The following is a 25,297-nucleotide window of genomic DNA, read 5'->3' on the forward strand; positions in this document are numbered from 1 at the left end:
CAGAGCGATCTGACGGGAAGGGAGCGTGGGAAACATGAATGTACTGATCGAGAACTTCGATGGTGTGCTGAATGGATTTTTCACGACCGTGCGACTGCTCGTCTTCGGCGGGCTGGGGGCCACTGCGATTGGCCTCCTCGTCGCTACGATGCGGATCTCGCCAGTGGCATCACTGCGCGGCTTCGCGGTTGGCTACACCGAACTGGTGCGGAACATTCCGCTCACGCTCGTGTTCTTCTTTATGACCTTTGTGCTGCCGCTCATCGCGACCAACTTGCCGCCGTACGAAGTGCGCGCCGTGTTCGCGCTCGCGATCTACACCTCACCGTTCATCGCTGAGGCACTGCGCTCGGGGATTAACGGCGTGCCAGTGGGGCAGGCCGAGGCCGCCAGATCGATCGGGCTCGGGTTCGGCCAGACGCTGACGTTGATCGTGCTGCCGCAGGCGCTGCGCATGGTGGTGCCGCCACTGATTAACGTCTTTATCGCGCTCACCAAGAACACCTCGGTTGCGGGCGGCTTCTTCGTGCTTGAGCTGTTCGGGACGGCTCGGATTCTGACGAACAATCACGGCAACGCGGTGATTCCGATTTTGGTCGGCGTCGCGTGCTTCTACCTGCTGATCACCATTCCGCTCGGCCTCATCGCTGGACGGATCGAGAAGAAGGTGCGGGTGCTGCGATGAGTGCGCAAGCTACTGTGCTCTACGATGCGCCGGGGCCGAAGGCGCGGACCCGCTCACGGATCATCTCAGTCGTCGGGCTCTTGGCGCTCGCAGGCCTGATCGCCTGGGTGATCTACCGGTTGTCGATCCCGCAGGTCTCCGCGAACGGTGCCGAGACGAGCCCGATTCTCGATCCTGTGCGCTGGGAGCCGCTCGCTGATGCGCGAGTGTGGGAACAGATCGCTCGCGGGGTCGGAGCAACGCTCGCTGCCGCCGCCGTCGCGATGGTCGGTGCACTCATTCTCGCGGTCGTCTTTGCATTCGGCAGGCTCGCAACGAGCCCGCTGATCCGGGTCCCCGTGGCGATCGTGCTGGAGTTCTTCCGCGGCATGCCCGTGCTGCTGATGATGCTCTTTATTTTGCTGGTCGCCTCTACCGGAGCGTTCTGGGCCGTGGTGATCGCACTCGTGGTGTACAACGGGGCGATCCTGGGTGAGGCGCTGCGGGCCGGAATGATCTCGCTCGGAAAGGGACAGCGTGAGGCGGGCCTCTCGATCGGGCTCACTCCGACACGCACGCGGCTGCTGATCGAGCTGCCGCAGGCGTTCACGCAGATGCTGCCGATCATCATGGCGCAGTTGGTGGTGCTGCTCAAAGACACCTCCCTCGGCTACATTGTCGGCTACTACGAGTTGCTGCGGACGGTGACGAACCTGTCGACCTTCTTCGGAAACCAGTATCAATTCACCTTCTGGTTTGTTGGCGCGGTCGTGTATCTCGCGCTCAACATTGTCGTATCGCTTATCGGGCGCCGCGCGGCTCGGATCGTGGAGGCCAAGCGCGCGTAGCGCAGCACACCACGGAACGCGCCCTTCCAACACGCCTGCCTCCCGGGGATTCCCGGGAGGCAGGCGTGTTCCCAGGGCAGTGCCTCATGCGAAGTGTGGGAAGCTGGTAGGATGGATGCGGTTCGGACCTGTGTAGCGTGTCGCACGCGTGCCTCGCGCACAACGTTGCTTCGAGTAGTGGTGCGCGATGGTCAACTGTGTGTTGACGATCGCGCGGTGCTTCCGGGGCGAGGTGCGTGGGTACACCCCACGAGCGAGTGTCTGAAACGAGCAGTGACCCGAGGAGTCTTTCCACGGGCGCTGCGTGTGTCAGGGCAACCCGACACACGCCCTTTAGAGAACAGGCTGAAAACACACATGGACAACTAATGAGCGGCTCACGATGAGACTCGTCCAGTAATTTTGGTTCTCGCCTGTCTGGCGTGAACCCAGACAGGAGAAAAGTGGCTAACCCACGCGTACACGAGATCGCTGCGGAGATCGGTGTAGATAGCAAGGTCGTTCTGGCCAAGCTGAAGGAGATGGGCGAGTTCGTTAAGGCGTCCTCGTCCAGCGTTGCACCCCCGGTTGCGCGCAAAGTGAAGGCAGCGCTTGCTGCCGACGGCGTCACTGGCTCAGCCGGCGATGCCCCCGCTGCAGCCGCACCCGCGGCCGCCAAGCGTCCCGCAGGTCTCAAGCCCGGCCCCCGGCCCGGCCCGAAGCCGCCGACCCCTGCTGCTGAAGAGCCGGCTCCTGCCGCTCCCCAGGCAGCCGCGCCTGCGGCTCCTGCTGCACCCGCAGCTCCCGCCGCACCCGCGGCGAAGGCTGCGCCCAAGACTGATTCCAAAGCTGAGGCCAAGGCGGACACATCGGGCGACAAGCCTGCCGCGCCGAAGCCTGCCGGCGCTGCAAAGCCCGGCGCAAAGACTGACGCGAAGCCGGGCGGACCCCGTCCGGGGAACAACCCGTTTGCTTCGAGCCAGGGCATGGGCATTCCTCGCCCGCCGCGACCGGGCAATAACCCCTTCGCTGCAAACCAGGGCATGGGAGGACGTCCCGGCGGCGCCGGTCGTCCGAGCCCCGGGAATATTCCCCGGCCCTCTCCGCGTCCCGCAGGCGGTCCCGCCGGTGCCGGCGCAGGTCGTCCGGGTGGCGGCGGTCGTCCCGGTGGCGGTCGTCCCGGCGGTGGCGCTGGCTTCACGCGTCCCGGCGGTGGCGGAGGCGCTCCCGGTGCTCCCGGTGCAGGTGGCTTCGCTGGTCCCCGCCCGGGCGGCGGCTTTGCCGGCCGTGGCCGTGGTGGTCGCGGTGCTGGTACCGCTGGCGCGTTCGGCCGTGGCGGCTCCAAGAGCAAAGCGCGCAAGTCGAAGCGGGCAAAACGCGCTGAATTTGAGATGCGTGAGGCACCGTCACTTGGCGGCGTGAGCGTACCTCGTGGCGATGGCACGACCGCGATCCGGCTGCGCCGCGGCGCATCCCTCTCGGACTTTGCTGACAAGATCAACACGAGCGCATCGAACCTCGTCACTGTCCTGTTCCACCTCGGTGAAATGGCAACGGCGACCGAGTCTCTCGACGAAGCAACGTTCCAGATTCTCGGTGAGGAGCTGGGCTACCGCATTCAGGTCGTCTCTCCTGAGGACGAGGATCGGGAGCTGCTCGAGGGCTTCGATATCGACATTGAGAGCGAACTTGAAGAAGAGGGCGATGACGTCCTCCAGGCTCGCCCGCCGGTTGTCACGGTCATGGGCCACGTTGATCACGGTAAGACTCGCCTGCTCGACGCGATCCGCAAAGCGGACGTCGGCGGCGGCGAGGCTGGCGGCATCACGCAGCACATTGGTGCCTACCAGGTGCACACCGAGCACGAGGGGCTGGAGCGCGCGCTCACCTTCATCGATACCCCGGGTCACGAGGCGTTCACCGCCATGCGTGCTCGTGGTGCGCAGGTTACCGATATCGCGATCCTCGTGGTTGCGGCGGATGACGGCATCATGCCGCAGACGATTGAGGCCCTGAACCACGCCCAGTCGGCGAACGTGCCGATCGTGGTCGCGGTGAACAAGATCGATAAAGAGGGCGCGAACCCGGAGAAGGTGCGTCAGCAGCTCACCGAGTTCGGTCTGGTGTCCGAAGAGTGGGGCGGCGACGTTATGTTCGTCGACGTGTCGGCGAAGAACAACGTTGGCATCTCCGAGCTGCTTGAAGCAGTGCTCCTCACGGCTGACGCTGGTCTTGACCTCCGCGCGAACCCAGACAAGGATGCTCGCGGCGTTGCTATCGAGGCGAAGCTCGATAAGGGCCGCGGTTCGGTTGCTACCGTGCTCATTCAGTCCGGCACGCTCCGCGTCGGCGACGCGATCGTTGCTGGTACCGCGTACGGTCGCGTCCGCGCGATGCATGATGAGAACGGTGATTCCGTCCTCGAGGCACTGCCCTCGCGTCCGGTGCAGGTGCAGGGACTCTCGAGTGTTCCCCGCGCTGGCGATAACTTCATCGTTGTGCCCGAGGACCGCACGGCCCGCCAGATCGCTGAGAAGCGTGAAGCGGCCGAGCGTAACGCGCAGCTGGCGAAGGCCCGCAAGCGCATCAGCCTCGAGGAGTTCACGAAGGCACTGGCCGATGGCAAGGTTGAGTCGCTCAACCTCATCATCAAGGGAGACGTGTCGGGTGCCGTTGAGGCGCTCGAGGAGTCGCTCATGAAGATCGAGGTGGACGATTCGGTTCAGCTTCGGATCCTGCACCGCGGTGTGGGTGCGATCACCGAGTCGGACGTGGATCTTGCCACGATCGACAACGCGATCGTCATCGGCTTCAACGTGCGTCCCGATGTCAAGGCTCGCGAGCGCGCAGCGCGCGAGGGAATCGACATCCGCTTCTACAACGTCATCTACAACGCACTCGACGACATTGAGGCATCGCTCAAGGGCATGCTCAAGCCCGAGTACGAAGAGGTGCGCTCCGGCGTTGCGGAGGTCCGCGAGGTCTTCCGCTCGTCGAAGTTCGGCAACATCGCGGGTGTGATCGTTCGCTCCGGCACGATCACGCGTAACGCGAAGGCTCGTGTGATCCGCGAGGGTGTCGTGGTTGCTGATGGCCTGGCCATTGAGTCGCTGCGCCGCTTCAAGGATGACGTCACTGAGGTGAAGACGGACTTCGAGGCCGGTATCGGGCTTGGGAAGCACAACGACATCCAGATCGGCGACGAGATCGAGACGACAGAGATGGTGGAGAAGCCCCGCGACTAAGCGAGTCTGACCCTACGAACGCGGCCGTGCTGGTGTACTCACCAGCACGGCCGCGTTCGTTGTCGGAGCCAGGAATGCTCGTGCAGTAGATCGTTACAGCTGTTGTACGCGGACGGTGTTGCCTGCCGGATCGCGGAACGCGAAGTCGCGCGTACCCCAATCCTGCGCCATCGGTTCTTGAAGCACCTCGACGGTGGACCCTTCGACCTTCTCGAACAGGCCGTCGAGGTCGTCAGTGGCGAGGACGATTGAGGCGAAGGCTCCCTTCGCGATGAGTTCGTGAATGACGCGGCGCTCTTCGTCAGTGATGCCGGGATCGACGGCTGGTGGGGTGAGCACGATTGAGGTCTCGGGCTGGTTCGTGGGGCCGAGTGTGAGCCAGCGCATGTTCTCATAGCCAACGTCATTGCGGAGCTCGAAACCGAGCACGTCGCGGTAGAACGCAAGCGAGGCTTCGGGGTCGGTGTGAGGCAGAAACGAAACGTGAATGTTGATGTTCATGCCCGTCACGCTACTCCGCGGGCGTTCCGGGAACTTCTCGATTCCTGACCGGTTTCGTGGCGCGCAGCGTAATGATGTTCGGGAGCCCGGTGAGCGGACCTCCGCCGTCCCTCCGGTAGCGCCCGGGCGGCACCCCGACAAGTTCGGTGAAGCGCGTCGTGAACGTGCCAAGGGAGCCGTAGCCGACTGCGAAACAGATGTCTGTCACACTCTGATCCCCGCGTCGCAGAAGTGTCATGGCGCGCTCAATCCTGCGAGTCATGAGGTACTGGTACGGCGATTCCCCATACGCCGCCGTGAACTCGCGGCTCAGATGCCCCGCAGAGAAGCCGACACCGCTCGCGAGCGCTGCGACGTCGAGGGGACTTGCGTACTCGCGGTCGATCCGGTCGCGCACGCTGCGGAGCAGTCGAAGCGTGCGCAGACGCGCTTCCTGATCCCCCGCAGCCGGCATACGAACGAAGAGCTAGGAACGCGGGAGGTCGAAGCGGCGGCCCGCAGGCTTCGAGCGGAGCAGCGTCAGCACGAACACTGCGATACCGCCGTACGGGATCAACGAGAGGAACCACAGCGGGCCCGCGAAGTTTCCATCATGCAGTCGCCGCCAGGCAATCGCGAGCGAAGGGATGAGGAACGCCAGCGAGGTGAGGACGAACAGGATCACGGCCGCGAAAAACAGGATTGCTGCTGGTGCGTATTCGACGATGCCGGAGGGATGGGAGGAGGAGAACTCGGTCCCATCGCTTCCCGTGAAAGAGGTGTAGCCCTGCTGCTTTTCCCAGCTCTCGCCGATGATTGCGCCGATGCCCATGACGACGAGCAGCGCGAGCCGGATGAGGGCGAGGAACAGCATCGAGAACCAGTACTCACTGCGGGATGCGCGACCGCTGAAGCGAGCGTAGCCGCGGAAGAATCGTGAAATTGCCTGGCCAAATGAGGCGCCATAAAGTGGCCGCTCGGAATCGGCCGGATCCGCTGCCCCGTCAAAGGGCTCGCCCGGCCCGGGGATCAGCTCGGTCGTGCCAGCGTAGACGGGCGGCTGCGCCGGCGCCGCGTACTGGGGTGCCGCGTACTGAGGTGCCGCGTACTGGGGTGCAGGCTGCTGCGTGGGGTACACGGGCGGCGCGTACTGTGGAGCGGCATACTCTGGTGCCTGATCGCCGGGGGTCGATGCTCCTGGTGTTGCTTCGCCTGGTGCCGGTCCATCGGGGGTGGGCTCGCCAGGTGCGGGTGGCTGCGTCATGTTGGGGCTCCAGACAGTACAGCGGAAAGGGGATAGTTAGCATCATACGAGCGCAGCGCAGGGAGAACCACGCCTACACGGCGGTAGGCTAGAGATATGAGTAATCCACGTGCGGGAAAGGTAGCCGAGCGGATCCAGCAGATCATCGCGCGGCGCCTGGAAAAGGGGCTGCGGGATCCGCGCCTCGGTTTTGTGACGATCACTGATGTGCGCGTCACCGGCGATCTCCAGCAAGCGAGCGTGTTCTACACGGTCTTCGGTGATGAGCAGGAGCAGACGGACACAGCGGCTGCGCTGAAGGCCGCGACCGGAATGCTGCGCACCGAGGTGGGCAAGCAGCTGGGCACACGGCTCACCCCGACGCTGGAGTTCATTCACGATGAGCTGCCCGAGAGCGCCCAGCACCTGAGCGAGTTGCTCGCGGAGGCGAAGCGCCGCGACGAGGAGTCTGCTGCGCTCGCGGCCAACGCATCGTTCGCGGGCGAGGCTGATCCGTATACAAAGCCCCGCGATGAAGACGGTGACGACGCGACCGAGCGCTAGCTCGTAGCGCAGGGCGATTCACGCACGGCTACGGCCACCCCTACGGCTACGGCAGCCGCAGGCGCTCGCCCTCTGCGATCACCAGCGTGTCCCGCAGCAGCGACTCGACCGCGCGTTCGGCCTGGCCGGGATTCGCGGCGAGCGCCGCTGGGCTCATCCCAGCGCGCGCAGCCGCGGCCGCCTCCGCGCGCGTCACCGCGCCGTGTGCTGACCGCAGCAGCGCCAGGACGCGCCCGCGCGCTTGTCGATCGCTGCCCTCGAATTTCGCCTGTTTCGGGCGCTTCTCTGGCGCGTTATCGGGGTAGCCGGTGCCGCGCCATTCACACCACGCAGCGAGCGGGCACTCGTCGCAGCGCGGAGCCCGCGCGGTGCACACAATGGCGCCGAGTTCCATTGCCGCGGCATTGAATACCGCGGCCGCGGCAGGTTCCTCTGGGAGGAGCTGTGCCATATCGTCAAGGTCTCGTGCCGCTGGCATCCCCGCCGCTGCGCGGCCGTGCACGACTCGCGCGATGACCCTGCGCGTGTTCGTATCGACCACCGGATGTCGCTCACCAAAGGCAAACGTTGCCACAGCGCGTGCGGTGTATGGGCCGACGCCGGTGAGGGCGAGGAGTTGGTTGACATCCGAGGGCACCTGGTCACTGTGCTGTTCAGCGATCTCTACTGCCGCACGGTGCAGCCAGAGTGCCCGGCGCGGGTACCCCAGGCGATCCCAGGCTCGCACCGCCTCGCCAGGCGGATCGGCGGCCAGTGCGGATGGCTGGGGCCACCGCTCGAGCCAGGCGGTCCAGCGGGGGAGTACCCGCTCCACCTGCGTCTGCTGCAGCATGAATTCGGAGACTAGGATCGCCCACGCACTGGTCTCAGGGGCGCGCCACGGAAGCTTCCGTGCCGAGCGGCCAAACCAGTCGATGAGCGCGTGTGCGATCCCAGTGGTGTCCATCGATTCCAGTCTAGAGCGCCGCAGCTGCCCCCTGCGTGTTCGCAGGCCCCGCGTGCGGCACCGAACCGGGTGCGGCAGCGGGCTGCTCGACTCGCCGCACTGCGCTCCGCAGCACGAAGAACAGCACGATGATCGCGGCGGTGATAACGATATGGCCCAGGCCGGCAATGCCCGAGATCATCGCTGAGGACTCGATTCCGAGCACCGTCATGCTGCCATGGATGATGAGCATCGCCGAGGTCAGAATCACGCCGGCGTGGTAGAGGCCGAGGAACCAGCCCCAGCGCTTCTGGGACTCGGAGAGGCGGAAGAGCCGCTCGAGGCCCAGCAGGATCAGAAATGGGAAGAACCCGAGGGAGAGCAAATGGGTGTGTGCAAGCCCGAGCTGGGTAAAGGCGCCCTCAGGGAAGTCGTTGAGTTTGGTGAACTCCCGGTAGAAGAGTCCGGAGAGGACGCCGAGCCCACCGTAGACGAACGCGGAAACGAGGAGATGATTCAGTGGTTTCTTCACGCCTCCATCCTCACGGGGAGCGTGAGCCGCGGCATCACCCGAAATGATGATTTGCGGCGCACACCCTAAGCTTGACGCGTGACGAATTCTACGGTCTCGCTGCCGGCACACGGCGGAATCTTGCTGCTCGATAAATCTGAGGGCTGGACCAGCCACGACGCCGTCGCGAAGTCGCGTCGGGCGCTCGGAACCCGCAAGGTGGGCCACGCTGGCACCCTTGACCCCATGGCCACCGGCTTACTCGTGCTCGGCGCAGGCCCGGCAACGCGGCTCCTCACCCACTTGGTGGGCCTCGACAAGACGTATCTCACTACCATCCGGTTGGGGATCGCGACGGTCACTGATGATCGCGAGGGAGACCGGATCGCAGTTGCGGATCCTGCGGACGTCAGGGACGTGCTCGCCGACACCGCGCGGATCGCGGCCGCGGTGCGTGAGCTCACAGGAGCCATCGAGCAGGCTCCGAGCGCGGTGAGCGCCATCAAAGTCGACGGACAGCGGGCCTATGATCGGGTACGGGCGGGGGAGACCGTCGAGCTGAAGCGTCGTCCCGTGAAGATTCACGCCTTCGAGATTGGCGCGCCGCGTGCCGCGACGGCTGAAGACGGTGCCCCGGTGATTGACATCGACGCAACAGTGCGTTGCTCGACCGGCACCTATATTCGCGCGCTTGCACGGGATCTGGGAGCTGCACTCGGTCTCGGTGGACATCTCACTGCGCTCCGGCGCACTGAGGTGGGCCCGTTCTCTGTTGCGGACGCCGGCACGATCGAGCAATTGCTCTCTGGGGAGCGAGTGCAACTGCTGGAACCGGCCGCCGTCGCCCTCGCGCTGTTCCCCGAGCTGCGGCTCACCGATGCGCAGACCATCGATCTGGGGCACGGGAAGCGATTGGCAGTGCCCGAGCTGCCGAACACGAAACTGGTTGCCGCCACGGCTCCTGACGGCGCGCTCGTCGGCCTTGTCGAGGTCTCCGGCGGCCGCACACGAGTCGTGACGAACTTTCCGACACCGGACCCGGGTGGTGCAGGGACACGCCCTGCAGCGTCTGCGGAGGCCGGCGCATGATCCTTGGATACGGGATCGCGACGATGGTGGTCGGAGTGATCGGTGCACTGCTGTGTCTCGGAGAGGCACTGCGTAAGCGCGGTCCCAACGACTTCACGATGGGTGCCACGCTCGTCATTGCCCTGATGCTGCTCGTGCAAATTATCATCTCGATCGCCGCGCCGTTCAGCGGAAACCCAGCAATGGGAGATCCGCTCGAATTCTGGATGTACCTGATCGTTGCGTTTGCGCTGCCGGTCGGTGCGGGATTCTGGGCACTGATCGACCGCACGAAGTGGGCGAACCTGGTGCTCGCGGTGATCCATGTGTCAGTCGCGGTCATGACCTATCGCATGCTCGTGATTTGGGGGTAGGGCTCCGTTCGAACGTGTCGCATACCTCCTCGCGTGGAGGGGTCGCAGAGCGCCGCGCGGAGACGTTCGGAGCACATCTGCGACACGAAGGCGTGTCACCGAACCTCAAGTGCTCCTTGAGGGTTTACACTTTCTGGCTTGACTTGAGCGAATCACAACGGTGTAATTAATGCATTGTTGTCGTACCGCTGGTGCGACACGCGGAGCATGTGAGGAAAGGAGCGTCAGTTGAGCGAATTGCCGCACACTCCGGTCCCCGGTAACTGGTTCGTCGATCCGGTCTTCCTGGGCACTCCCGGTATCCGTGAGGACGACGAGGCACTTGCCTGGCAAACGGATGCGCTGTGCGCGCAGACGGACCCTGAGGCGTTCTTCCCTGAAAAGGGTGGATCGACACGCGAGGCCAAGCGGATCTGTGACACCTGTGAAGTCCGCTCCGAGTGCCTGGACTACGCGCTTGAGAATGACGAGCGCTTTGGCATCTGGGGTGGGCTCTCCGAGCGAGAGCGCCGCCGCCTCCGACGCGAGGCGATGTAGCCCACGGATGCCAGGCCACGCGGCCGGGTTCCCGGGTTCACGCGCCAGACACGCCTAGACTGAGCCCGATATGCGCAGCAGAGTAACAGTCATCTTGGTCGCCCAGCAGGGCGGCGAGTGGCTCGACCAGACCATAGCCGGGATCACGGCTCAATCCCTCGCGCCCACGGCCATTATCGCGGTGAATAACGGTGGTTCTGAGCGGGTCAGCGAGCAGCTGATGGCGAGCGGTGCGGAGCGGGTCATTGGCCTGGGCACCCGTGTTCCGTTTGGCCAGGCAGTGGCGCAGGGAGTGCAAGCCGCGGGGACCCCAGGGGCGGAACCCGACACGAGCGACTGGATCTGGCTGCTCAGTGAGGACGCATGTCCGGAGCCAGCCGCACTCGAGCACATCGTGAGCGCCGTGCAGCGCGCGCCGTCCGTCGTCGTTGCCGGCCCGAAACTCGTCGACTGGGATCGTCCGGAACACATCATTGAGCTCGGGCAGAGCCTCACCAGGTACGGAGCGCGCTGGACGCTGCGACGCCAGGAGCTAGACCAACAGCAGTACGACCACATGCAAGACGTCCTGGGTGTTGGCCCGGTTGGCATGCTCGTGCGCCGCGATATCTGGGACGAGCTGGGTGGATTCGACCCCGCACTCCCCGTCTACGACGATGGTCTGGACTTCTGCGTCCGCGCACGGCTCTCCGGGCACCGCGTCGAAGTGGCCCCAGCGTCCCGTGTTCGCTTCGCCCAGAGCGGTGTCGCCGGCCCCAAGATTGATCGCCGCCGCTCGGTGCTGCGTTCTGCGCACCGACAGGCACGCACGGCCCACTTGCACCGCAGGCTGGCATACGCGCCTGCACCGTTTGCCTTCCTGGCCTGGCTCGGGCTCCCGCTCCTGGCACTGTTCCGGGTGCTGTGGGCGCTGATCCGAGAGCAGCCCGGCCACATGGTCGGGGAGTTCGTTTCGGCCATGAGTGTCTTCTTCCGCCCGCACGCGATCATCGCGTCCCGGCGACGGATTCGGGCGCACAACACCGCTGGGTGGTCTGCGCTCCGACAACTCAGGATCGACCCCAAGAGTGTGCGTACCGCGCGGATGATCGACCGCGAGGCAATACTCGCGTCGACCGGATTGCAGCGGCGCGAGTTGCACTTCATCTCTTCCGGAGGCCTCGCGGTGCTCGCCGCCGCCATCGTTGCGACGATCGCGCTCACCTGGTGGGCGCTCCCGCGCACGAACATCACCGGAGGCGGACTCGCTCCGCTCAGCAATCTCGGCCAGCTGTGGTGGAACACCCGCGCACTCGATGGCGTGCCGGCTGATCCCTTTGCCTGGGTGCTCGCACTTCTCGGCTCGGTCACGTTCTGGAACCCATCGCACGCGATCGTGCTGCTGCTCATCGCGGCGATTCCACTCACCGCGCTCGGCGCGTGGATCTGGGCCGCGCAGCTCACTGAATCAAAGGCTGGCCGCGCCCTCACCGCGCTCGGCTTCGCGCTGAGCCCCGTGCTGCTTGGCTCACTCGATGCCGGGCGCCTGCCGACGCTCGTGCTCACGATTGTGCTGCCCTGGTTGTTGCTCGCAGCGACGCGCTGTCGCGAATCGTGGAGCTGGGCCGGAACGGCCTCATTGCTCGCCGGCGCCGCCCTCGCAGCCGCCCCGATCCTGCTCCCTGCGGCGATCATCATCTTCATTGTGGGCTTGTTCACCACGCTGCGCGGCGCGGCGCGGGTGTTGACGACGGCTCTTGTGCCGCTCGTGCTGTTCGCCCCGAAGATCGTGACGAGCCTGATCGCTGGCCGGCCGCTCGACATTCTGCTTGATCCCGGCCTGGTGAGCACGTTCACCCCGGGCACCACGTGGCACCTGCTCCTCGGTTTCCCGGAGTTTGGGCTCGAAGGCTGGGGCAACATTCTTGCGGGGGCCGGACTCGGTGGCCCGCCAACGACGCTGCTCATCGGTGTGCTGATGCTCCCGATCGCCCTGCTGGCAGTGCTCGGACTTTTCACCGGACGTGTCGCGGTCACGCTGCTCAGCTCGCTCCTCGGTGGGCTCGGCATGCTCACGGCGATCGCTGCCGCGCAGTTGCAGCTCATCGTCGTCGGAAACGAGAGCGTCGCCCTCTGGACGGGATCGGGACTCGCGGTCTACTGGCTCGCGGTGCTCAGCCTCGGGGCCGTCGGAGCCGGCACGCTGCGGCGCGCGGCAACGCCAATCGTCGCGGTGGCACTGCTCGGCGCGATCGTTGCGGTGCTCCCGGTGAGCACCCAGCTGTTCCTCGGCCGCGTGCCCTTCGGCCCGGCGAGCACCCAGATGCCAGCTCTCGTTCAGGCCGCTGGCGAGACTCAGCCAGGAATCCGCACACTCGTGGTGACGGCTGAGGCTGCGCACGCCGTGCGCGCGCAGATTGTGACTGGAAGCGGACTGCGACTCGATCAGATCCGCAGCGCTGATCGCACGCCCGAGATTACCTCGGCGGACGAGTCGATCGCAGAGCTTACCGGCGGTCTCGCGAGTGTTGGCGGTCCCGATCTGAGCGCTGAGCTCCGTGAGGCTGGGATTGGCTTCGTGCTTCTGCCGCAGTCAGGCAGCGATAGCGAGCGCGCCGAGCTGCAGCGGCTGTTCGACCAGCACGACTCCCTCGTGAGCGCAGGCCAGACCGAGCAGGGGTTGCTGTGGCGCGTGGTTGAACCCGACGCTGAATCGGATGCTCCTGGCGATGCGAGCGAGCTCGTCGGTGGCACGTCACTGAGCGGCCAGACTATTTGGGTGATTCAACTGGTTGTGCTGCTGGGCGTGCTGCTCCTGGCCCTGCCAACTGGAGAGGTCACGTACCGACCGGAGCGCCGTCGGAAGCCGTCGCGCTGGAAGCGGCGCACCTCAGCGAAGGCCGCCGAGCGTGCTGCGGCTGCGGCTGCGGCATCGGGAGCCGCGGCATCGGGAGCTGCGGCATCGGGAGCCGCGGCCTCAGTGCCGGGAACTCCTGCGACCGACTCAGAGGACGCCGCAGCGGGAGCTGAGCCTGACGCTCCGCTCGTGGCTGTGCCAGGCACTGACGCGACCGAAAGCGATGCGCCCGCGGCTGAGCAGTCCCCGGGGGCGAAGCCATTGACGCGAACACCGCCGATCCGGTGATTGCTCCCGATTCGGAGGCCGTCGTCGAGCCGGTCGTCGACCCAGATGCTGCGTCGAGTGTTGACCCCGTGATCGTTCCCGATCCGGCTCCCGACCCAGTGGTCGACCCCACTCCAGCTGCCGAGCCGGCCCAGCCGACCGAGCCGACCCAGTCGACCCAGCCGACAGAGTCTGCGGGCCCCGAAGCGGAATCCGACCAGACGGACGGAGTCTCCCGATGAACGAACGTTCCCGAATCCTGCGCGGCAGCGCGCGTGCGGTCACCGGACTGCTGATCGTGGCCGCCTCCGCGACCGCAGTCGTGCTCCTCAGCAGCGTGACACTTCCAAGCGTCACGCGTGCGCCCGAAGCGATCGTGGTCGACACAACACAGAACACGAGTCGCACGCTTGTGTGTGCTGGTGCCTTTGGGGTGCTCGGAGCTGACTCCGCTCGCCCGGGCACCGCGATCCCGCTCGGCGCTCCAGCGGTCACGGTCGCGGGCGACGCGAGTGGCACGACAAGCTTGACGCGGTCGGAGGGCGGCGAAGGCCTGCCAACCGTGCTCGCGGCACCCAACGATGAGCCGCTTGCCGCTGCTCAGGTGCAAGCGGTGGTAGCCGAGGGGCTGCGGGGCGTAACCGCGAGCGCCTGCGCCGAACCGCTGAACGAGCAGTGGCTCATCGGCGGCGGCAGCTCACTCGGGATATCGACGACGCTGAGCCTCGGCAACCCTGGTGCAGTGCCGGCCACGGTAGAGCTCGCCGTGTTCGATGAGAACGGCGCGGTCGACGCCCTGCAGACGGCTGGCGTGCTTGTTGCCGCCGGCACGGAGCAAACCGTGTCACTCAACGGATACGCTCCCGATCGTGAACGCCTCGCGGTGCGCGTGGTGAGCACAGGCGCGCCAGTAACGGCGAGTCTGGGTGTTGGTCAGAGCACCGGGATTACGCCGTTCGCAGTTTCCTCGGTGACGCGCCAGACAGCACCGCAGACCGAGCTGGTGATTCCGGGGCTTGCAAACGTGAGCGACCATGAGCACGGCCCGTCGGACGTGGGGGAGGGCGATGACTTCCCCGTACAGCTCCGCGTGCTCGCGCCCGGAGGCGAAACGCCGGAAGTCCGTGCGCGCGCGATCGACGGCAAGGGCGTCAGCACGGATCTCGGATCCCTGACCCTCGAACCGAACGCGATTGGCGAGCTGCGGATTCCCGTGTGGCCGGCTGGCGCGAACGCGATGGTCATCGAGTCTGATGCGCCAATCATTGCCGCGGCGCTCGGCTCTGCGACCGAGGGCAAAGAACACGACTATGACTGGTTTACACCAGCGCCCCAGATGGGGGCTGACACGCCTGTCGCGGCCCCGGTGGTGTCGGGTGGGACACTCGTGCTCGCGAACTCGGGCGAGACCGATGCGGACGTGCAGCTTGTCGCAGCAAGCGGGAAGGGGAAGCCGAGCAAGGCGACCGTCCCCGCTGGTGCTGCGATCACCGTCAAAGCGCCAGCGGATGCCGTGATCACGAGCACCGAGCCCCTGTTCGCCGGAGTGCGCTACGTGCAGGGCGGCGATATCGCCGGATACCCGGTGCTCGCGCCGGATCCCCGAGATGGCGAACTCACGGTCTACACCCGATAGTTCTCGCGCACCGCGGGCCAGCTGAGCGAAACGACGCCGACCGGGTCATCACCTGGTGACGCCCTGATCTCGTGCGTTTCGCACAGCTGCTCCCGCGTAGACTGGGGGCATGTCCGGTCGAGAGCACGAGTCCCGCCGCGCGGTGGCCCGCAGGCACGGTCGACGCCCCAACCGCTCGTCCGTGACAGGCCATGGCCTGCCCAACCCGGATTCCCGAGTGCGCAAGTTTGAGGCGTTTGCCCGGGGTGCTGTCGAGCTGCTGCAGGCGCATTTCCCTGAGGAACTCCGGTCGGTGCAGATCGGGTTCCAGACCGCCCCAACCGGGACCGGCGACGGGAATAACCCACTGCTGTATTCGATCGATCGTGAGGCAAAGACGATCATGCTGTTTCGTGTGCCGATCCAGCGGGCGCGCGGCCTCCATGTTGAGGATGACGAGCACCGGCGCTACTACGTCGAACACTGCGTGCACCTCGCGGTGTGCGAGTATCTCGGGCGCGAGCCATGGGAAGTGCTGCCGGGTCGTTTCGACCATTTCTAAGCGGCGACAGCACTCCCGGAGCCCGCACTCGGAGCCCGCTAAGCTGCCGCCTTCTTCTCTTTCTTGATGACGTCATCAATATTCAAGAAGCGGAATGCGAGCGCTGCGAGCGCTGATCCGACGAGCGGTGCGAGCACGTACAGCCACATGTTTGACCAGTCGAAGTACCCGCCCAGGGCGAGGCTGAGCGAGACTGCTGGGTTGAATCCGCCGCCCGAGACGGGGCCGCCAAGAGCAACGCCCGCCACAATCGTGCTACCGATCGCGAGGCCGTAGAACGAGTTATTCGGGTGGTCGCGCGACGTGGCCACGTTGAGGATCACGTACACGAGAATGAACGTGACGAGTGCTTCGACGAGGAACGCCGGCCCAGCTTCGATCTGCAGCGCCCCGCCTTCGGGAGCACTCCAGATGGTGCCCGCGAGCAGCGCGGCGAGGATGCCGCCGATGATTTGTCCGATCGCGTAGCACAGGAACTCACCGAAACCGATGACCCCGCGCAGGAACGCCGCGAGCGACACCGCGGGGTTGAGGTGTCCGCCGGAGATGTGTCCTGTGGCAAAGATGAGCGCCATCAGCATGAAGCCGATCGCGAGCGGCGCGAGATCTCCTGCGTTGTTGACTGCGGCGACGATGGAAAAGACAAAGAGAAACGTTGCGAGTGCTTCAGCCGCAACGTTTCGGGCAGTGCCGGTCATATCAGCTCACTTCCTTGGGAACCCGGGACTGTCCTCAGGTGGTTCTCATTATTGCAAATAGACGCGCGGACTGGTCCGTTCACGCATAATTCCGCTGAGCCGGTCATAATGGGACCATGAGTGCGCGCATCTTGGTAGTAGACGACGACAGGGCGCTTGCCGAGATGCTGGGCATGGTGCTGCAGGGTGAGAACTTCGAGACGGAGTTTGCGTTCGACGGAAACGAAGCGGTCGAGAAGTTCCGTGAGACTCGGCCCGATCTCGTGCTCCTCGACGTGATGCTGCCGGGTCTCGATGGGATCGAAGTCGCGGAGAAGATTCGTGCAGAATCAGGGACGCCGATCATCATGCTGACGGCGCGGACGGATACTCGCGACGTCGTGCGCGGGCTCGAAGCAGGCGCCGACGACTACGTGGTGAAGCCGTTCAACCCCGTCGAGCTCATTGCGCGTATTCGTGCGCGGCTGAGGGAACCACAGCAGGAAGCGACCGAAACGCTGCGCATCGGGGATCTCGCGATCGACGTCGCCGCACACGAGGTGCGCCGCGGAACGCTGGCGATTCCGCTCACTCCGCTGGAGTTCGATCTGCTCGTGATCCTCGCGCGCAAGCCGCAGCAGGTATTCACCCGAGAGGTCCTTCTGGAGAAGGTGTGGGGGTACCAGTACAAAGCTGACACGCGGCTCGTGAACGTGCACGTGCAGCGGCTGCGCGCCAAGATTGAGCAGGATCCGGATCACCCCACCATCGTGACGACCGTTCGCGGTGTGGGGTATCGCGCCGGCACCCCCATCGAATAGGCAGGGCCCATGTCCTCACGCCGTTCGCGCTTCGCGATTGCGCTGCGTCGATTGCGGCTCCGGTGGACGCGCTGGTCTGAACCGGTGCTCGGGCCGTTCCGTGCGCGCTGGCGCCGATCGCTCATGGTGCGCACGATGACGATTACTGGCATCGTGACCGGCTTCATGGTGCTCATCGCGGGTGTGTTCATCCTCACGAGCATTGGGAGCGATCTCTACACTTCACGCAAAGACGCTGCACTGCAGGATTCAGCGCGCGCCACGATCGCCGCACAGCGCCTGATCGACGCGTACGAGGGTGCGCAACCGAACCTCGTCCCGCTCGTGCGCCGCACGGTGCAGGATACGTCGTCAAGTCAGCTGGTGTACCTGCGTCGCGAGCCCGGGCAGGCGCCGGCCGCAGATGCTCCGCCCGCGACGACAACGGCCGACATGCTGCTCGACGCGGTGAGTCCCGAGCTGACTGAGGCAGTGGCCTCTGCGAGTGCGCCTCAGCACTGGCAAGCGGTCGGGTTTACTGCGGACGACGGCACCACCGCACCCGGTATCCTCGTCGCTTCGACACTTGAGTTTCCTGCAGGGGCCGGCACCTACGATCTGTTCATTGGCTACAACCTCGCCGATACGCAGGCGACGCTGAGCTTTGTGCAACGCACGCTGCTGATCACGGCTGCCGCGATGATGGCGTTCATCGGAATCCTGGTCTGGATCATGTCGCGGATCGTGTTCCGGCCGCTCCGCGCAGCGGCTGCGGCGAGTCGACGCCTCGCTGCAGGGGAGAGCGACGCGCGGATGCCGCAGCAGAATGACGAGCACTTCGACGTGCTCTCCGAAGGTTTCAACGATATGGCCGATACTCTGCAGGCCAGGATCCAGGAACTCGACACTCTCTCCGAGATGCAGCAGCGCTTCGTCTCTGATGTCTCGCACGAGCTCCGTACTCCGTTGACCACGATTCGGCTCGCGAGTGAAGTGCTCCAGGGCACCGCTGGTGGTCTTCCTCCGGGCCAGCAGCGTGCGGTCGAAGTGCTCGGCACGCAGGTGGAACGTTTCGAACTCTTGCTCGGAGACCTGCTTGAGATCTCTCGCTACGATGCCGGTCGCGTCACCCTCGAGACCGAGCAGACGCACCTGGTGGGGCTCGCAGAAGAAGTGGTCGATGGGCTGCGGCCACTTTCTCCCAGTGAGATTGAGGTGCGTGCGCTCGGCGGGTATGCACCAATTGAAGTGGATCCGCGGAGAATCAGGCGGATCGTTTCGAACCTCGTCGGGAACGCGATCGAGCACGGTGAGGGCGGACCCATCCAGGTCACGATTGATTCGAATGCTGCCGCTGTGGCGATATCAGTGCGCGACAGCGGAGTTGGGATGGCCACAGCGGATTTGGAGCACGTGTTCGATCGCTTCTGGCGGGCCGATCCGTCGCGGAAGCGGACGCTCGGGGGGACCGGCCTGGGCCTCGCCATCGCGCAGGAGGACGCGGCAGTGCACGGCGGTATCCTGGAAGCCTGGTCTCGCACCGGTATCGGCTCAAATTTCCGGCTCACCCTGCCGCGCGGCGAGCACGTCACCAGCTTCGTTTCCCCGCTCCCGCTCGTGCCAGAGGGTGTAGAAACGGAAGACGGTGATCCGCAGGCGACCGGCGGGTGGCTGCGCAGGCCCGGCAGGCGAATCAGGAAGGACAAGCGACGATGAAGCGCACACGCATTCGCCGCAGGCTCGTGAGCGCACTCGCGCTCGCCGCCGGAGCAGCGCTGGCGCTTGCCGGGTGCACCGCGATCCCGAGCTCCGGCCCCGTCGAACTCGGGCTCAAAGCCCTGAAGCAGGACGAGCAGCGCTTCCAGTACAAGCCGCCCGGACCAATTGTCGGCGCGAGCCAAGAAGAAATGGTGCGCGGGTTTGTCATCGCCGCCACCTCCGCAGTGGATGACTACGCGACCGCACGTGAATTCCTGAGCCCGGGCTACGCAGACCAGTGGGATCCCTACTACGGTGTGCTCATCGACGAGGGGAGTCGACCCTATCGCGAGGACGGCGAATCTGCCGGAGTGCTCTCGCTTGCTGCCACCGCGAAGGTCGACGCAACGGGTGACATGCTGCCGGTCGGCCCCGGTCCGAGTACTGACATGCGCTTTGAGTTCGAGCGCGTCGGCGAGGAATGGCGGATTGCTTCCGCGCCGAGCGGGATCATCCTAGATGCAAATACGTTCTCGACGATCTGGTCGCCGCACCAGCTCTACTTCTTGGGCGCCAACAATGTGCTGGTGCCCGAGACGCGCTGGTACCTATCGCGTACTGCGCTCGTCACCGAGATTGTCGGCGACCTGCTTGAGGGGCCGGGGGAGCGCATGCGTGAGGTGCTGCGCAGCGGATTCCCGACTGGCACCGCCCTCGTGTCCAACTCCGTGCCCATCGTCGATGGAAAGGCGCGGATCGACTTGACGGGCAACGTCTTAGAGGCTGGGCCGCAGGCCATGGCCGCGATCCGGCAACAGCTGAAGAACAGTTTGCAGAGCGTCACTGAGGTTACTGGGTTTGATCTGTACGTTGAGGGAACTCAGCTGCGCCCAACCCCAGAGGACTCCGAGGACGCACCGCACCTCGTCGCGCTCCCCAGCAGTCCGCCCGTCATGATCGACTCAGTGTTCGGCACCCTCGCTGCGGGCGAGTTCACTGAATTGCCCGGTTTTGGGGAGTCGATTCACGAGCTCGACCCCATCGCGATTGCACTGTCCCCCAATGAGAGTGCAGCCGCAGTGCTGAGCCCAGCCGGAGTCAGCCGAGTCTCCCCAGACGGGACTGTCGTGCTGGATGCGCGCGCCGGACTCGTTGCTCCGAGCTACGACCCGCTCGGGTACGTGTGGACGGCGTCACGAAACGCCCCGGAAGTGCTGCTGGCCTTTGCGCAGGACGGCAGCGTGACCCAGGTGGCCGCACCGTGGCTCGCTGGGCGCCAGCTGACCGCGCTCCGCCTGTCACCCGATGGCAGCAGGGTCGCTGCACTCGTCGCAGATGGAGACGAGTCTCAGGTGCTGGTCTCGGGCGTCATCCGAGAAGACTCAGGTGTACCAGCGCGCACGGTATCGGAGGCGGACGCGAAACTGTGGGCGTCCGGGAAGCCGATTGACCTGGACTGGATGGGACAGCTCCGCTTTGCCGCGCTGACCCGCGTTGGCGCCGCGGGCAAGGTCACGAACGGCGGGATCGGGATCTTTGGTGAGGAGCAGGCTTCAGTGCCTGGCGGTTCCCAGCTCAGCGGTGGCGGCGGCCGCAGCTACCTCCGCGTCCTGGGAGCAGAAGGGGATCTGTATGCCCCGCAGAATTCGGGCTGGCAGCGCACCGCTGAAAATATCGAGCTGCTCGGCAAACGCGGGTAGCGGTGTGCAGTTTGTCGCGCTCTGATTCCGCGCCGGCGATGGTGCGTATGCGCTCCGAGTGAGCTCCGAGTGATCTCCGAGTGCGGGCGGGGCGCTACCTTCGCGCTTCGCTCACCGTGTCGAAGAGGCGCGGTTCGAGTGGAAGTTCTGCACATCGCCCGCACGGCGGCCATCCCCGTGCTCTCCGTGAGTCAAGCTCGGAGCATGACACTTCGTACCGGGCTTCAGGAACTGTGGCTCGATCTGCTTGCACTCTTGTGGCCTACCTCCTGCAGTGGGTGCGGTGCGCCAGACCGGGATTGCTGCGCGAGCTGCGTGCGTGAGCTGAGTGCGCCAGCAGTGCTCATTCAGCCCAGTTTCGGGCTGCCGTGCTTCGCGCGGGCAGTCTATGCTGGCCCCACACGTGGGCTCCTGATCGCGTTCAAACACAGCGGCATGGTTCGGTTCGGCGGTGTGCTGGGTGGACAGCTGCGCCCGGCACTCATTGCCGCCCTGAGCTGCGCTATCGGCGCGAGTGGAGACACGCGTGCGGGCGCTCAGACACCCGGGCGCGTGGGTCCAGGAGCAGCCAGGGCCGGGCCCCTCATCGTGCCGGCACCGTCGCGCCCGGCGAAGGCTCGGGAGCGCGGATATCGGCACGTCGAACTGCTGGTGACCGCCGCGCTCCGCGGGCGGCGGGGTGAGCCAGCGGTGCGCCTACCGCTCATTCGGGCGCTTCGCACGCTGCGTGGGCGCCGAGGACAAGTGGGGCTGGGGCCGCGGGAACGCGCACGGAATGCGCGGCTGGTTGCGGTTCGCTCCCGGGCGAGATCCGCACTGCGTGGGAGAACCGTGGTGCTCGTCGATGACGTGCTCACTACGGGCGCTACGCTCCTCGCTGCACGAGATGCAATCGAGCGCGCTGGTGGACGAGTGGTCGCCATCGCGGTGTTGTGCGTCGCAGTTGCGCCCGAGCCGACAGCTCTGTGACGGCTCCCAGCGGGGGACTGGAAACGGCGTCGCCTGGTGGAGTAGAGTTCGAGAAAGGCGTATAGGTGCGCCGCACTGGTCCACCCGCCTGAGTCCCCTGGGAGGTCACCATGGACGTGAACATCCGCGGCAAGAATGTCGGTATTACCGATCGTTTCGAGCAGTATGTCGAGGCGAAGACCGAAAAGGTTTCAGGGTTGTTGCCCAGGGCACAGTCGTTCGAAGTGAGAGTGTCGCGCCAGAGCGACCGGAGCCCGCAGAACGGTGACCAGGTGGAGATTACGCTTATTGGCCCCGGGCCAGTGATTCGCGCAGAATCGGCGGGTGGCGACAAATACACGGCATTCGATATGGCGTACGGCCGGATCCTGGAGCGCATCAGGCGCATGAAGGATCGGCAGCACGACCGTCGCGGAAAGGGTCGCGTGTCCCTCGGTGATGCCGCGGCGAACGATTTTGGCACTATCGACGTGACCCCTGCGCCGCTTGAGGTGCTCGAATCCGTTGCTACCGGAAACATCCCCGTCACGAGCGGCGATTCCGAGGAGCAGTACACACCGGTGGTGATCCGCAGTAAGGAGTTCCCAGCTGAGCGGCTGTCAGTCGAAGACGCTGTCGACCAGATGGAGCTTGTGGGGCACGATTTCTTCCTCTTCGTGGAGACCGGGTCCGGTCGTCCCAGTGTCGTGTACCGGCGCAAAGGCTGGAACTACGGCGTGATTACGCTCGCAGAGGCGTAACGCTCACGGCATCGGTCGCGGTACCTGACCGAGCGCACATGCACACCGCGGCGGCGGCGTCTGAACTCTAGGCGCCGCCGCCGCGCTGTGTGTCAGTGATGGCGAGGGGTGCTGCAGAAAAGCGCAACCGCCACCCCCACCGCAGCACGCCGCACAGCGCTTCCCACACGATGCCAACGGACATTTTCGAGCGTCCCTCGACGCGCTCAATGAACGAAATGGGCACTTCCGCGATCGGACAGCCGAGACGTTCAAGCGTCCACGCGGTTTCGACCTGAAACGCGTATCCCTCCGAATCGAGAGCTGCAAGGTCGAGCCTGCTGATCCAGCGCGTATCGAGCACCCGAAAACCGCTCGTGAGGTCTCTGAGCTGTGAGCGCAGCGCGATCCGTGCGACGGCGGTTCCGGTGCGTGAAATCCAGCGCCGATACCACGGCCAGTTCACAATCGTGCCGCCGGGAATCCAGCGGGTTCCAATCACGAGCCCGGCACCGGCTTCGGCTGCGGCGATCAGTGCCGGGAGCTCGCTCACCTGGTGCGAGCCGTCGGAGTCCATTGCGACGGCGAAGCGGTAGCCGCGGTCCACGGCCTCCTGAAAGCCCCACGCATACGCGGTGCCGAGGCCCTGTTTCCCACTGCGGTGGTGGGCTTCGACGCGCGCATCGCTCGCGAGTTCGTCAGCGATCTGACCGGTTCCGTCTGGGCTGCCATCATCGATGATGAGCACGTGCGCGGTGGGGATAGCGTGCAGGATCCCGGACACTGTGGCTGGCAGTGTGGAACGCTCATTGTAGGTGGGGAGCAGGACGAGGAGACCGCTACGCGCGAGGGTGTGATCCTGAGGCACCATGCTCCCATCCTGGCAGAAACTGTGCACGGATCATGCAGAACGGGAGGCCGCCCAGAGTGGGCGGCCTCCCGGTGCTCAGCGGAACTTACGCAGCGAAGTTGTTGCGCAGAATCTGACCGAGGTTCGCGTCGACGTTCGTCCAGTACTGGAAGAATCGCTCACGGATCTCGGGTACCGTGATCGACTTCGCCTGGCCCCCGAGGACCGCATGGAAGCGCTCCTTCGATTCGGCGGAGAAGACCTCGCGGTACAGCGTTCCTGGCTGACCGAAATCGTCATCGTCCGAGCGCAGCGTAGCCGCAGCGCGCACGAGTTCGCCGTCGTTCTCCCAGCTTGCCTCGACCCCGAGCAGCGGGTCGGCCTGCGGGCCGCCTGCTGCGCCGTATGAGTTCGGGGTGTACGTGCGGTGATCCGGTCCGTTGAACCGGTACTGCATGTTGCCCTCGTGCATGTAGTTGTTCACCTCGGCCGCGTGCGGCTGGTTCACGGGGAGCTGGTTGAAGTTCGTGCCAATGCGGTAGCGGTGCGCGTCAGCATAGGAGAATACCCGAGCCATCAACATCTTGTCCGGCGAGATCCCGGTGCCGGGCACCTGGTTCGCGGGTGAAAATGCTGCCTGCTCGATCTCAGCGAAGAAGTTCTGCGGGTTCCGGTTCAGCGTGAACGTGCCGACCTTGATGCGGGGGTAATCCGCCTTTGCCCAGGTCTTCGTGAGGTCAAACGGGTTGAAACGGTACGTCTTTGCCTCTTCGTACGGCATGACCTGCACGTAGACGTCCCAGGACGGGAAGTCACCCGTGTCGATCGCGTTGAAGAGATCCCGACGGTAGTAGTCGGCGTCAGAACCGGCGAGCTTTTCAGCCTCATCGGCCTCGAGGAGCTCCACGCCCTGGTGGGAGATGAAGTGGTACTTCACCCAGAAGCGCTCGCCTTCAGCGTTGATCCACTGGTAGGTGTGCGAGCCGTAGCCGTTGAGGTGGCGCCAGCTCTTCGAGAGTCCGCGGTCGCCCATGAGGTAGGTGACCTGGTGAGCGGACTCGGGAGAGAGCGTCCAGAAATCCCACTGCATGTCCGCATCGCGGAGCCCGGAATCACCGAGTCGCTTCTGCGAGTGGATGAAATCGGGGAACTTGATGCCATCGCGGATAAAGAACGTCGGTGTGTTGTTGCCGACGATGTCGAGGTTGCCCTCAGAGGTGTAGAAACGCAGCGAGAAGCCTCGCACATCGCGCCAGGTGTCAGGGGAGCCCTGCTCGCCGGCTACCGAGGAGAACCGGATCAGAGTCTCACTCTTCGCGCCCGGCTGGAACACGGCAGCGCGGGTGTACTGGGACACATCCTCGGTGACGACGAACTCGCCAAATGCGCCGCCGCCCTTCGCGTGCGGGTTGCGCTCGGGCACACGCTCGCGGTTGAACGACGCAAGTTTCTCAACCAGGTAGCGGTCGTGCAGCGCGGTGACGCCGTCGGCGCCTACGGTGAGCGAGTGCTCGTCGCTGGCTACCGGAGTGCCGGTCTGGGTGGTTGTGGGCTTCTTGTCGGTCATTATGCCTCTCACTGCTGGGGTCGGGGGTGGGTACATGAAAGATTGGGGCCGGATCACACCGGGGCGTGCTCCGCACAGTCTTGGCACAGGCCAATAAACGTCACGTCAGCCGCGTCAATGGTGAAGCCGTGGGTGTTCTCTGGGATCAGGCAGGGAGCCGCGCCAACGACGCACGCAACGTCCTCCATGCGACCGCACTCGCGGCAGACGAGGTGGTGGTGGTTATCGCCCACGCGGGCCTCGTATCGGGCGGGTCCACCGTCGTGTGCAATTCTGCGCGCCAAGCCGGCATCGGTGAGAGCGCCGAGTACGCCGTACACCGCTTGGAGAGAGGTGCCGGGGAGTTCGGTCAGGAGGCGTTCGTAGACCTCGCTTACCTCAAGGTGCCCACCCTCAGCGAGCAAGTCGAGCGCAGCGCGACGCGTGGCGGTCGAGCGCAGTCCGGCGGCACTGAGGCGCGCCGTCGTTGCGGGGATGGGCTGGCGGGGAGTCACGTTTCAAGCGTATCGTTGTTTTGAGTAATTCAAAAAAACGGCATTCTCAGCAGCGCGTCTCTGCGCATTGCTAAGCTGAGGCGTTGTCACAATTTGGCAACGGCG

26 protein-coding genes are annotated in these 25,297 nt (G+C 65.2%); 17 read left to right on the top strand and 9 right to left on the bottom strand.

The window, feature by feature from the left end:
* Positions 1 to 34: 34 nt before the first annotated feature.
* The 4 genes from K1X41_RS11560 (at position 35) to infB (ending at position 4,736) form a co-directional block, all read left to right on the top strand.
* Positions 35 to 685 (top strand): amino acid ABC transporter permease, encoded by a 651-nt coding sequence (locus K1X41_RS11560; protein WP_132201612.1) that lies wholly within the window; start codon positions 35 to 37, stop codon positions 683 to 685.
* Positions 682 to 1,512, top strand: a complete 831-nt coding sequence (locus tag K1X41_RS11565; protein ID WP_132201614.1) for an amino acid ABC transporter permease — start codon at positions 682 to 684, stop codon at positions 1,510 to 1,512. Before K1X41_RS11560 ends, K1X41_RS11565 begins: the two co-directional genes overlap by 4 nt.
* A gap of 111 nt (positions 1,513 to 1,623) precedes the next feature.
* Positions 1,624 to 1,881, top strand: a complete 258-nt coding sequence (locus tag K1X41_RS11570) for a YlxR family protein (RefSeq protein ID WP_132201616.1) — start codon at positions 1,624 to 1,626, stop codon at positions 1,879 to 1,881.
* A 74-nt stretch (positions 1,882 to 1,955) separates the two neighbouring features.
* Positions 1,956 to 4,736 (top strand): translation initiation factor IF-2, encoded by a 2,781-nt coding sequence (infB, locus tag K1X41_RS11575; RefSeq protein ID WP_220174677.1) that lies wholly within the window; start codon positions 1,956 to 1,958, stop codon positions 4,734 to 4,736.
* 93 nt (positions 4,737 to 4,829) lie between these two features.
* Here infB and K1X41_RS11580 read toward each other — a convergent pair whose 3' ends face one another.
* The 3 genes from K1X41_RS11580 to K1X41_RS11590 are packed head-to-tail and all read right to left on the bottom strand — an operon-like array spanning position 4,830 to position 6,480.
* Positions 4,830 to 5,237 (bottom strand): VOC family protein, encoded by a 408-nt coding sequence (locus K1X41_RS11580; protein WP_133615496.1) that lies wholly within the window; start codon positions 5,235 to 5,237, stop codon positions 4,830 to 4,832.
* 10 nt (positions 5,238 to 5,247) lie between these two features.
* Complete coding sequence (locus K1X41_RS11585; protein WP_133615497.1) at positions 5,248 to 5,691, bottom strand: helix-turn-helix transcriptional regulator; 444 nt, start codon at positions 5,689 to 5,691, stop codon at positions 5,248 to 5,250.
* A gap of 12 nt (positions 5,692 to 5,703) precedes the next feature.
* Positions 5,704 to 6,480: a DUF805 domain-containing protein gene (locus K1X41_RS11590; protein WP_220174678.1), complete on the bottom strand. Its 777-nt coding sequence runs from the start codon at positions 6,478 to 6,480 to the stop codon at positions 5,704 to 5,706.
* Between the two features lie 96 nt (positions 6,481 to 6,576).
* On the opposite strand from K1X41_RS11590, the gene rbfA reads away from it, so the two are divergent.
* Entirely contained in the window at positions 6,577 to 7,023 is a 447-nt protein-coding gene (gene rbfA / locus K1X41_RS11595; RefSeq protein WP_132201626.1) for a 30S ribosome-binding factor RbfA, read from the top strand.
* Positions 7,024 to 7,069: 46 nt separating this feature from the next.
* On the opposite strand, the gene K1X41_RS11600 is transcribed toward rbfA, so the two are convergent.
* Positions 7,070 to 7,969: an HhH-GPD family protein gene (locus tag K1X41_RS11600; protein WP_133615499.1), complete on the bottom strand. Its 900-nt coding sequence runs from the start codon at positions 7,967 to 7,969 to the stop codon at positions 7,070 to 7,072.
* A gap of 10 nt (positions 7,970 to 7,979) precedes the next feature.
* Complete coding sequence (locus tag K1X41_RS11605; RefSeq protein WP_258566527.1) at positions 7,980 to 8,480, bottom strand: DUF2871 domain-containing protein; 501 nt, start codon at positions 8,478 to 8,480, stop codon at positions 7,980 to 7,982.
* 78 nt (positions 8,481 to 8,558) lie between these two features.
* On the opposite strand from K1X41_RS11605, the gene truB reads away from it, so the two are divergent.
* From truB to K1X41_RS11640, 7 genes are all read left to right on the top strand, one after another.
* On the top strand, positions 8,559 to 9,548 hold the full coding sequence (gene truB / locus K1X41_RS11610; RefSeq protein ID WP_220174679.1) for a tRNA pseudouridine(55) synthase TruB: 990 nt from the start codon (positions 8,559 to 8,561) through the stop codon (positions 9,546 to 9,548).
* The gene (locus K1X41_RS11615) at positions 9,545 to 9,901 is read left to right on the top strand and encodes a hypothetical protein (protein WP_132201630.1); all 357 of its coding nucleotides are present in this window, start codon (positions 9,545 to 9,547) and stop codon (positions 9,899 to 9,901) included. The genes truB and K1X41_RS11615 overlap by 4 nt, the downstream gene beginning before the upstream one ends.
* A 285-nt stretch (positions 9,902 to 10,186) precedes the next feature.
* Positions 10,187 to 10,438 (top strand): WhiB family transcriptional regulator, encoded by a 252-nt coding sequence (locus tag K1X41_RS11620; RefSeq protein WP_165875599.1) that lies wholly within the window; start codon positions 10,187 to 10,189, stop codon positions 10,436 to 10,438.
* A gap of 70 nt (positions 10,439 to 10,508) precedes the next feature.
* Positions 10,509 to 13,562: a glycosyltransferase family 2 protein gene (locus K1X41_RS11625; protein WP_220174680.1), complete on the top strand. Its 3,054-nt coding sequence runs from the start codon at positions 10,509 to 10,511 to the stop codon at positions 13,560 to 13,562.
* Entirely contained in the window at positions 13,559 to 13,783 is a 225-nt protein-coding gene (locus K1X41_RS11630) for a hypothetical protein (protein ID WP_220174681.1), read from the top strand. The genes K1X41_RS11625 and K1X41_RS11630 overlap by 4 nt, the downstream gene beginning before the upstream one ends.
* Entirely contained in the window at positions 13,780 to 15,177 is a 1,398-nt protein-coding gene (locus tag K1X41_RS11635; protein ID WP_133615502.1) for a DUF5719 family protein, read from the top strand. Before K1X41_RS11630 ends, K1X41_RS11635 begins: the two co-directional genes overlap by 4 nt.
* Positions 15,178 to 15,286: 109 nt before the next feature.
* Positions 15,287 to 15,718 (top strand): hypothetical protein, encoded by a 432-nt coding sequence (locus K1X41_RS11640; RefSeq protein ID WP_165875539.1) that lies wholly within the window; start codon positions 15,287 to 15,289, stop codon positions 15,716 to 15,718.
* A gap of 38 nt (positions 15,719 to 15,756) precedes the next feature.
* Here K1X41_RS11640 and K1X41_RS11645 read toward each other — a convergent pair whose 3' ends face one another.
* Positions 15,757 to 16,416 (bottom strand): MIP/aquaporin family protein, encoded by a 660-nt coding sequence (locus K1X41_RS11645; RefSeq protein WP_220174682.1) that lies wholly within the window; start codon positions 16,414 to 16,416, stop codon positions 15,757 to 15,759.
* 116 nt (positions 16,417 to 16,532) lie between these two features.
* Between K1X41_RS11645 and mtrA the strand changes: the two genes are divergently transcribed.
* The 5 genes from mtrA to hpf all read left to right on the top strand — a co-directional run bounded on the left by mtrA (position 16,533) and on the right by hpf (position 22,302).
* Positions 16,533 to 17,216: an MtrAB system response regulator MtrA gene (gene mtrA, locus K1X41_RS11650; protein WP_132201638.1), complete on the top strand. Its 684-nt coding sequence runs from the start codon at positions 16,533 to 16,535 to the stop codon at positions 17,214 to 17,216.
* A gap of 9 nt (positions 17,217 to 17,225) precedes the next feature.
* Positions 17,226 to 18,911 carry an MtrAB system histidine kinase MtrB gene (gene mtrB, locus K1X41_RS11655; protein WP_220174683.1) on the top strand — a complete coding sequence of 562 codons (1,686 nt, stop codon included), beginning with the start codon at positions 17,226 to 17,228 and terminating at the stop codon, positions 18,909 to 18,911.
* Positions 18,908 to 20,593: an LpqB family beta-propeller domain-containing protein gene (locus K1X41_RS11660; protein ID WP_132201642.1), complete on the top strand. Its 1,686-nt coding sequence runs from the start codon at positions 18,908 to 18,910 to the stop codon at positions 20,591 to 20,593. Before mtrB ends, K1X41_RS11660 begins: the two co-directional genes overlap by 4 nt.
* 831 nt (positions 20,594 to 21,424) lie before the next feature.
* A complete protein-coding gene (locus tag K1X41_RS15795) occupies positions 21,425 to 21,562 on the top strand; it encodes a phosphoribosyltransferase family protein (protein WP_258566529.1) in 138 nt (45 codons plus the stop codon).
* A 110-nt stretch (positions 21,563 to 21,672) separates the two neighbouring features.
* A complete protein-coding gene (gene hpf, locus K1X41_RS11670) occupies positions 21,673 to 22,302 on the top strand; it encodes a ribosome hibernation-promoting factor, HPF/YfiA family (protein ID WP_220174685.1) in 630 nt (209 codons plus the stop codon).
* Between the two features lie 67 nt (positions 22,303 to 22,369).
* Here the strand turns inward: hpf and K1X41_RS11675 are convergent, their stop codons facing one another.
* The 3 genes from K1X41_RS11675 to K1X41_RS11685 form a co-directional block, all read right to left on the bottom strand.
* Positions 22,370 to 23,152, bottom strand: a complete 783-nt coding sequence (locus K1X41_RS11675; RefSeq protein WP_220174686.1) for a polyprenol monophosphomannose synthase — start codon at positions 23,150 to 23,152, stop codon at positions 22,370 to 22,372.
* 85 nt (positions 23,153 to 23,237) lie between these two features.
* Complete coding sequence (locus K1X41_RS11680; RefSeq protein ID WP_132201650.1) at positions 23,238 to 24,698, bottom strand: catalase; 1,461 nt, start codon at positions 24,696 to 24,698, stop codon at positions 23,238 to 23,240.
* Positions 24,699 to 24,751: 53 nt separating this feature from the next.
* A complete protein-coding gene (locus K1X41_RS11685) occupies positions 24,752 to 25,192 on the bottom strand; it encodes a Fur family transcriptional regulator (RefSeq protein ID WP_243735959.1) in 441 nt (146 codons plus the stop codon).
* Positions 25,193 to 25,297: the final 105 nt, after the last annotated feature.

It is taken from the genome of Leucobacter luti (assembly GCF_019464495.1).
In the GTDB taxonomy this organism is placed as follows: Bacteria; Actinomycetota; Actinomycetes; order Actinomycetales; family Microbacteriaceae; genus Leucobacter; species Leucobacter luti_A.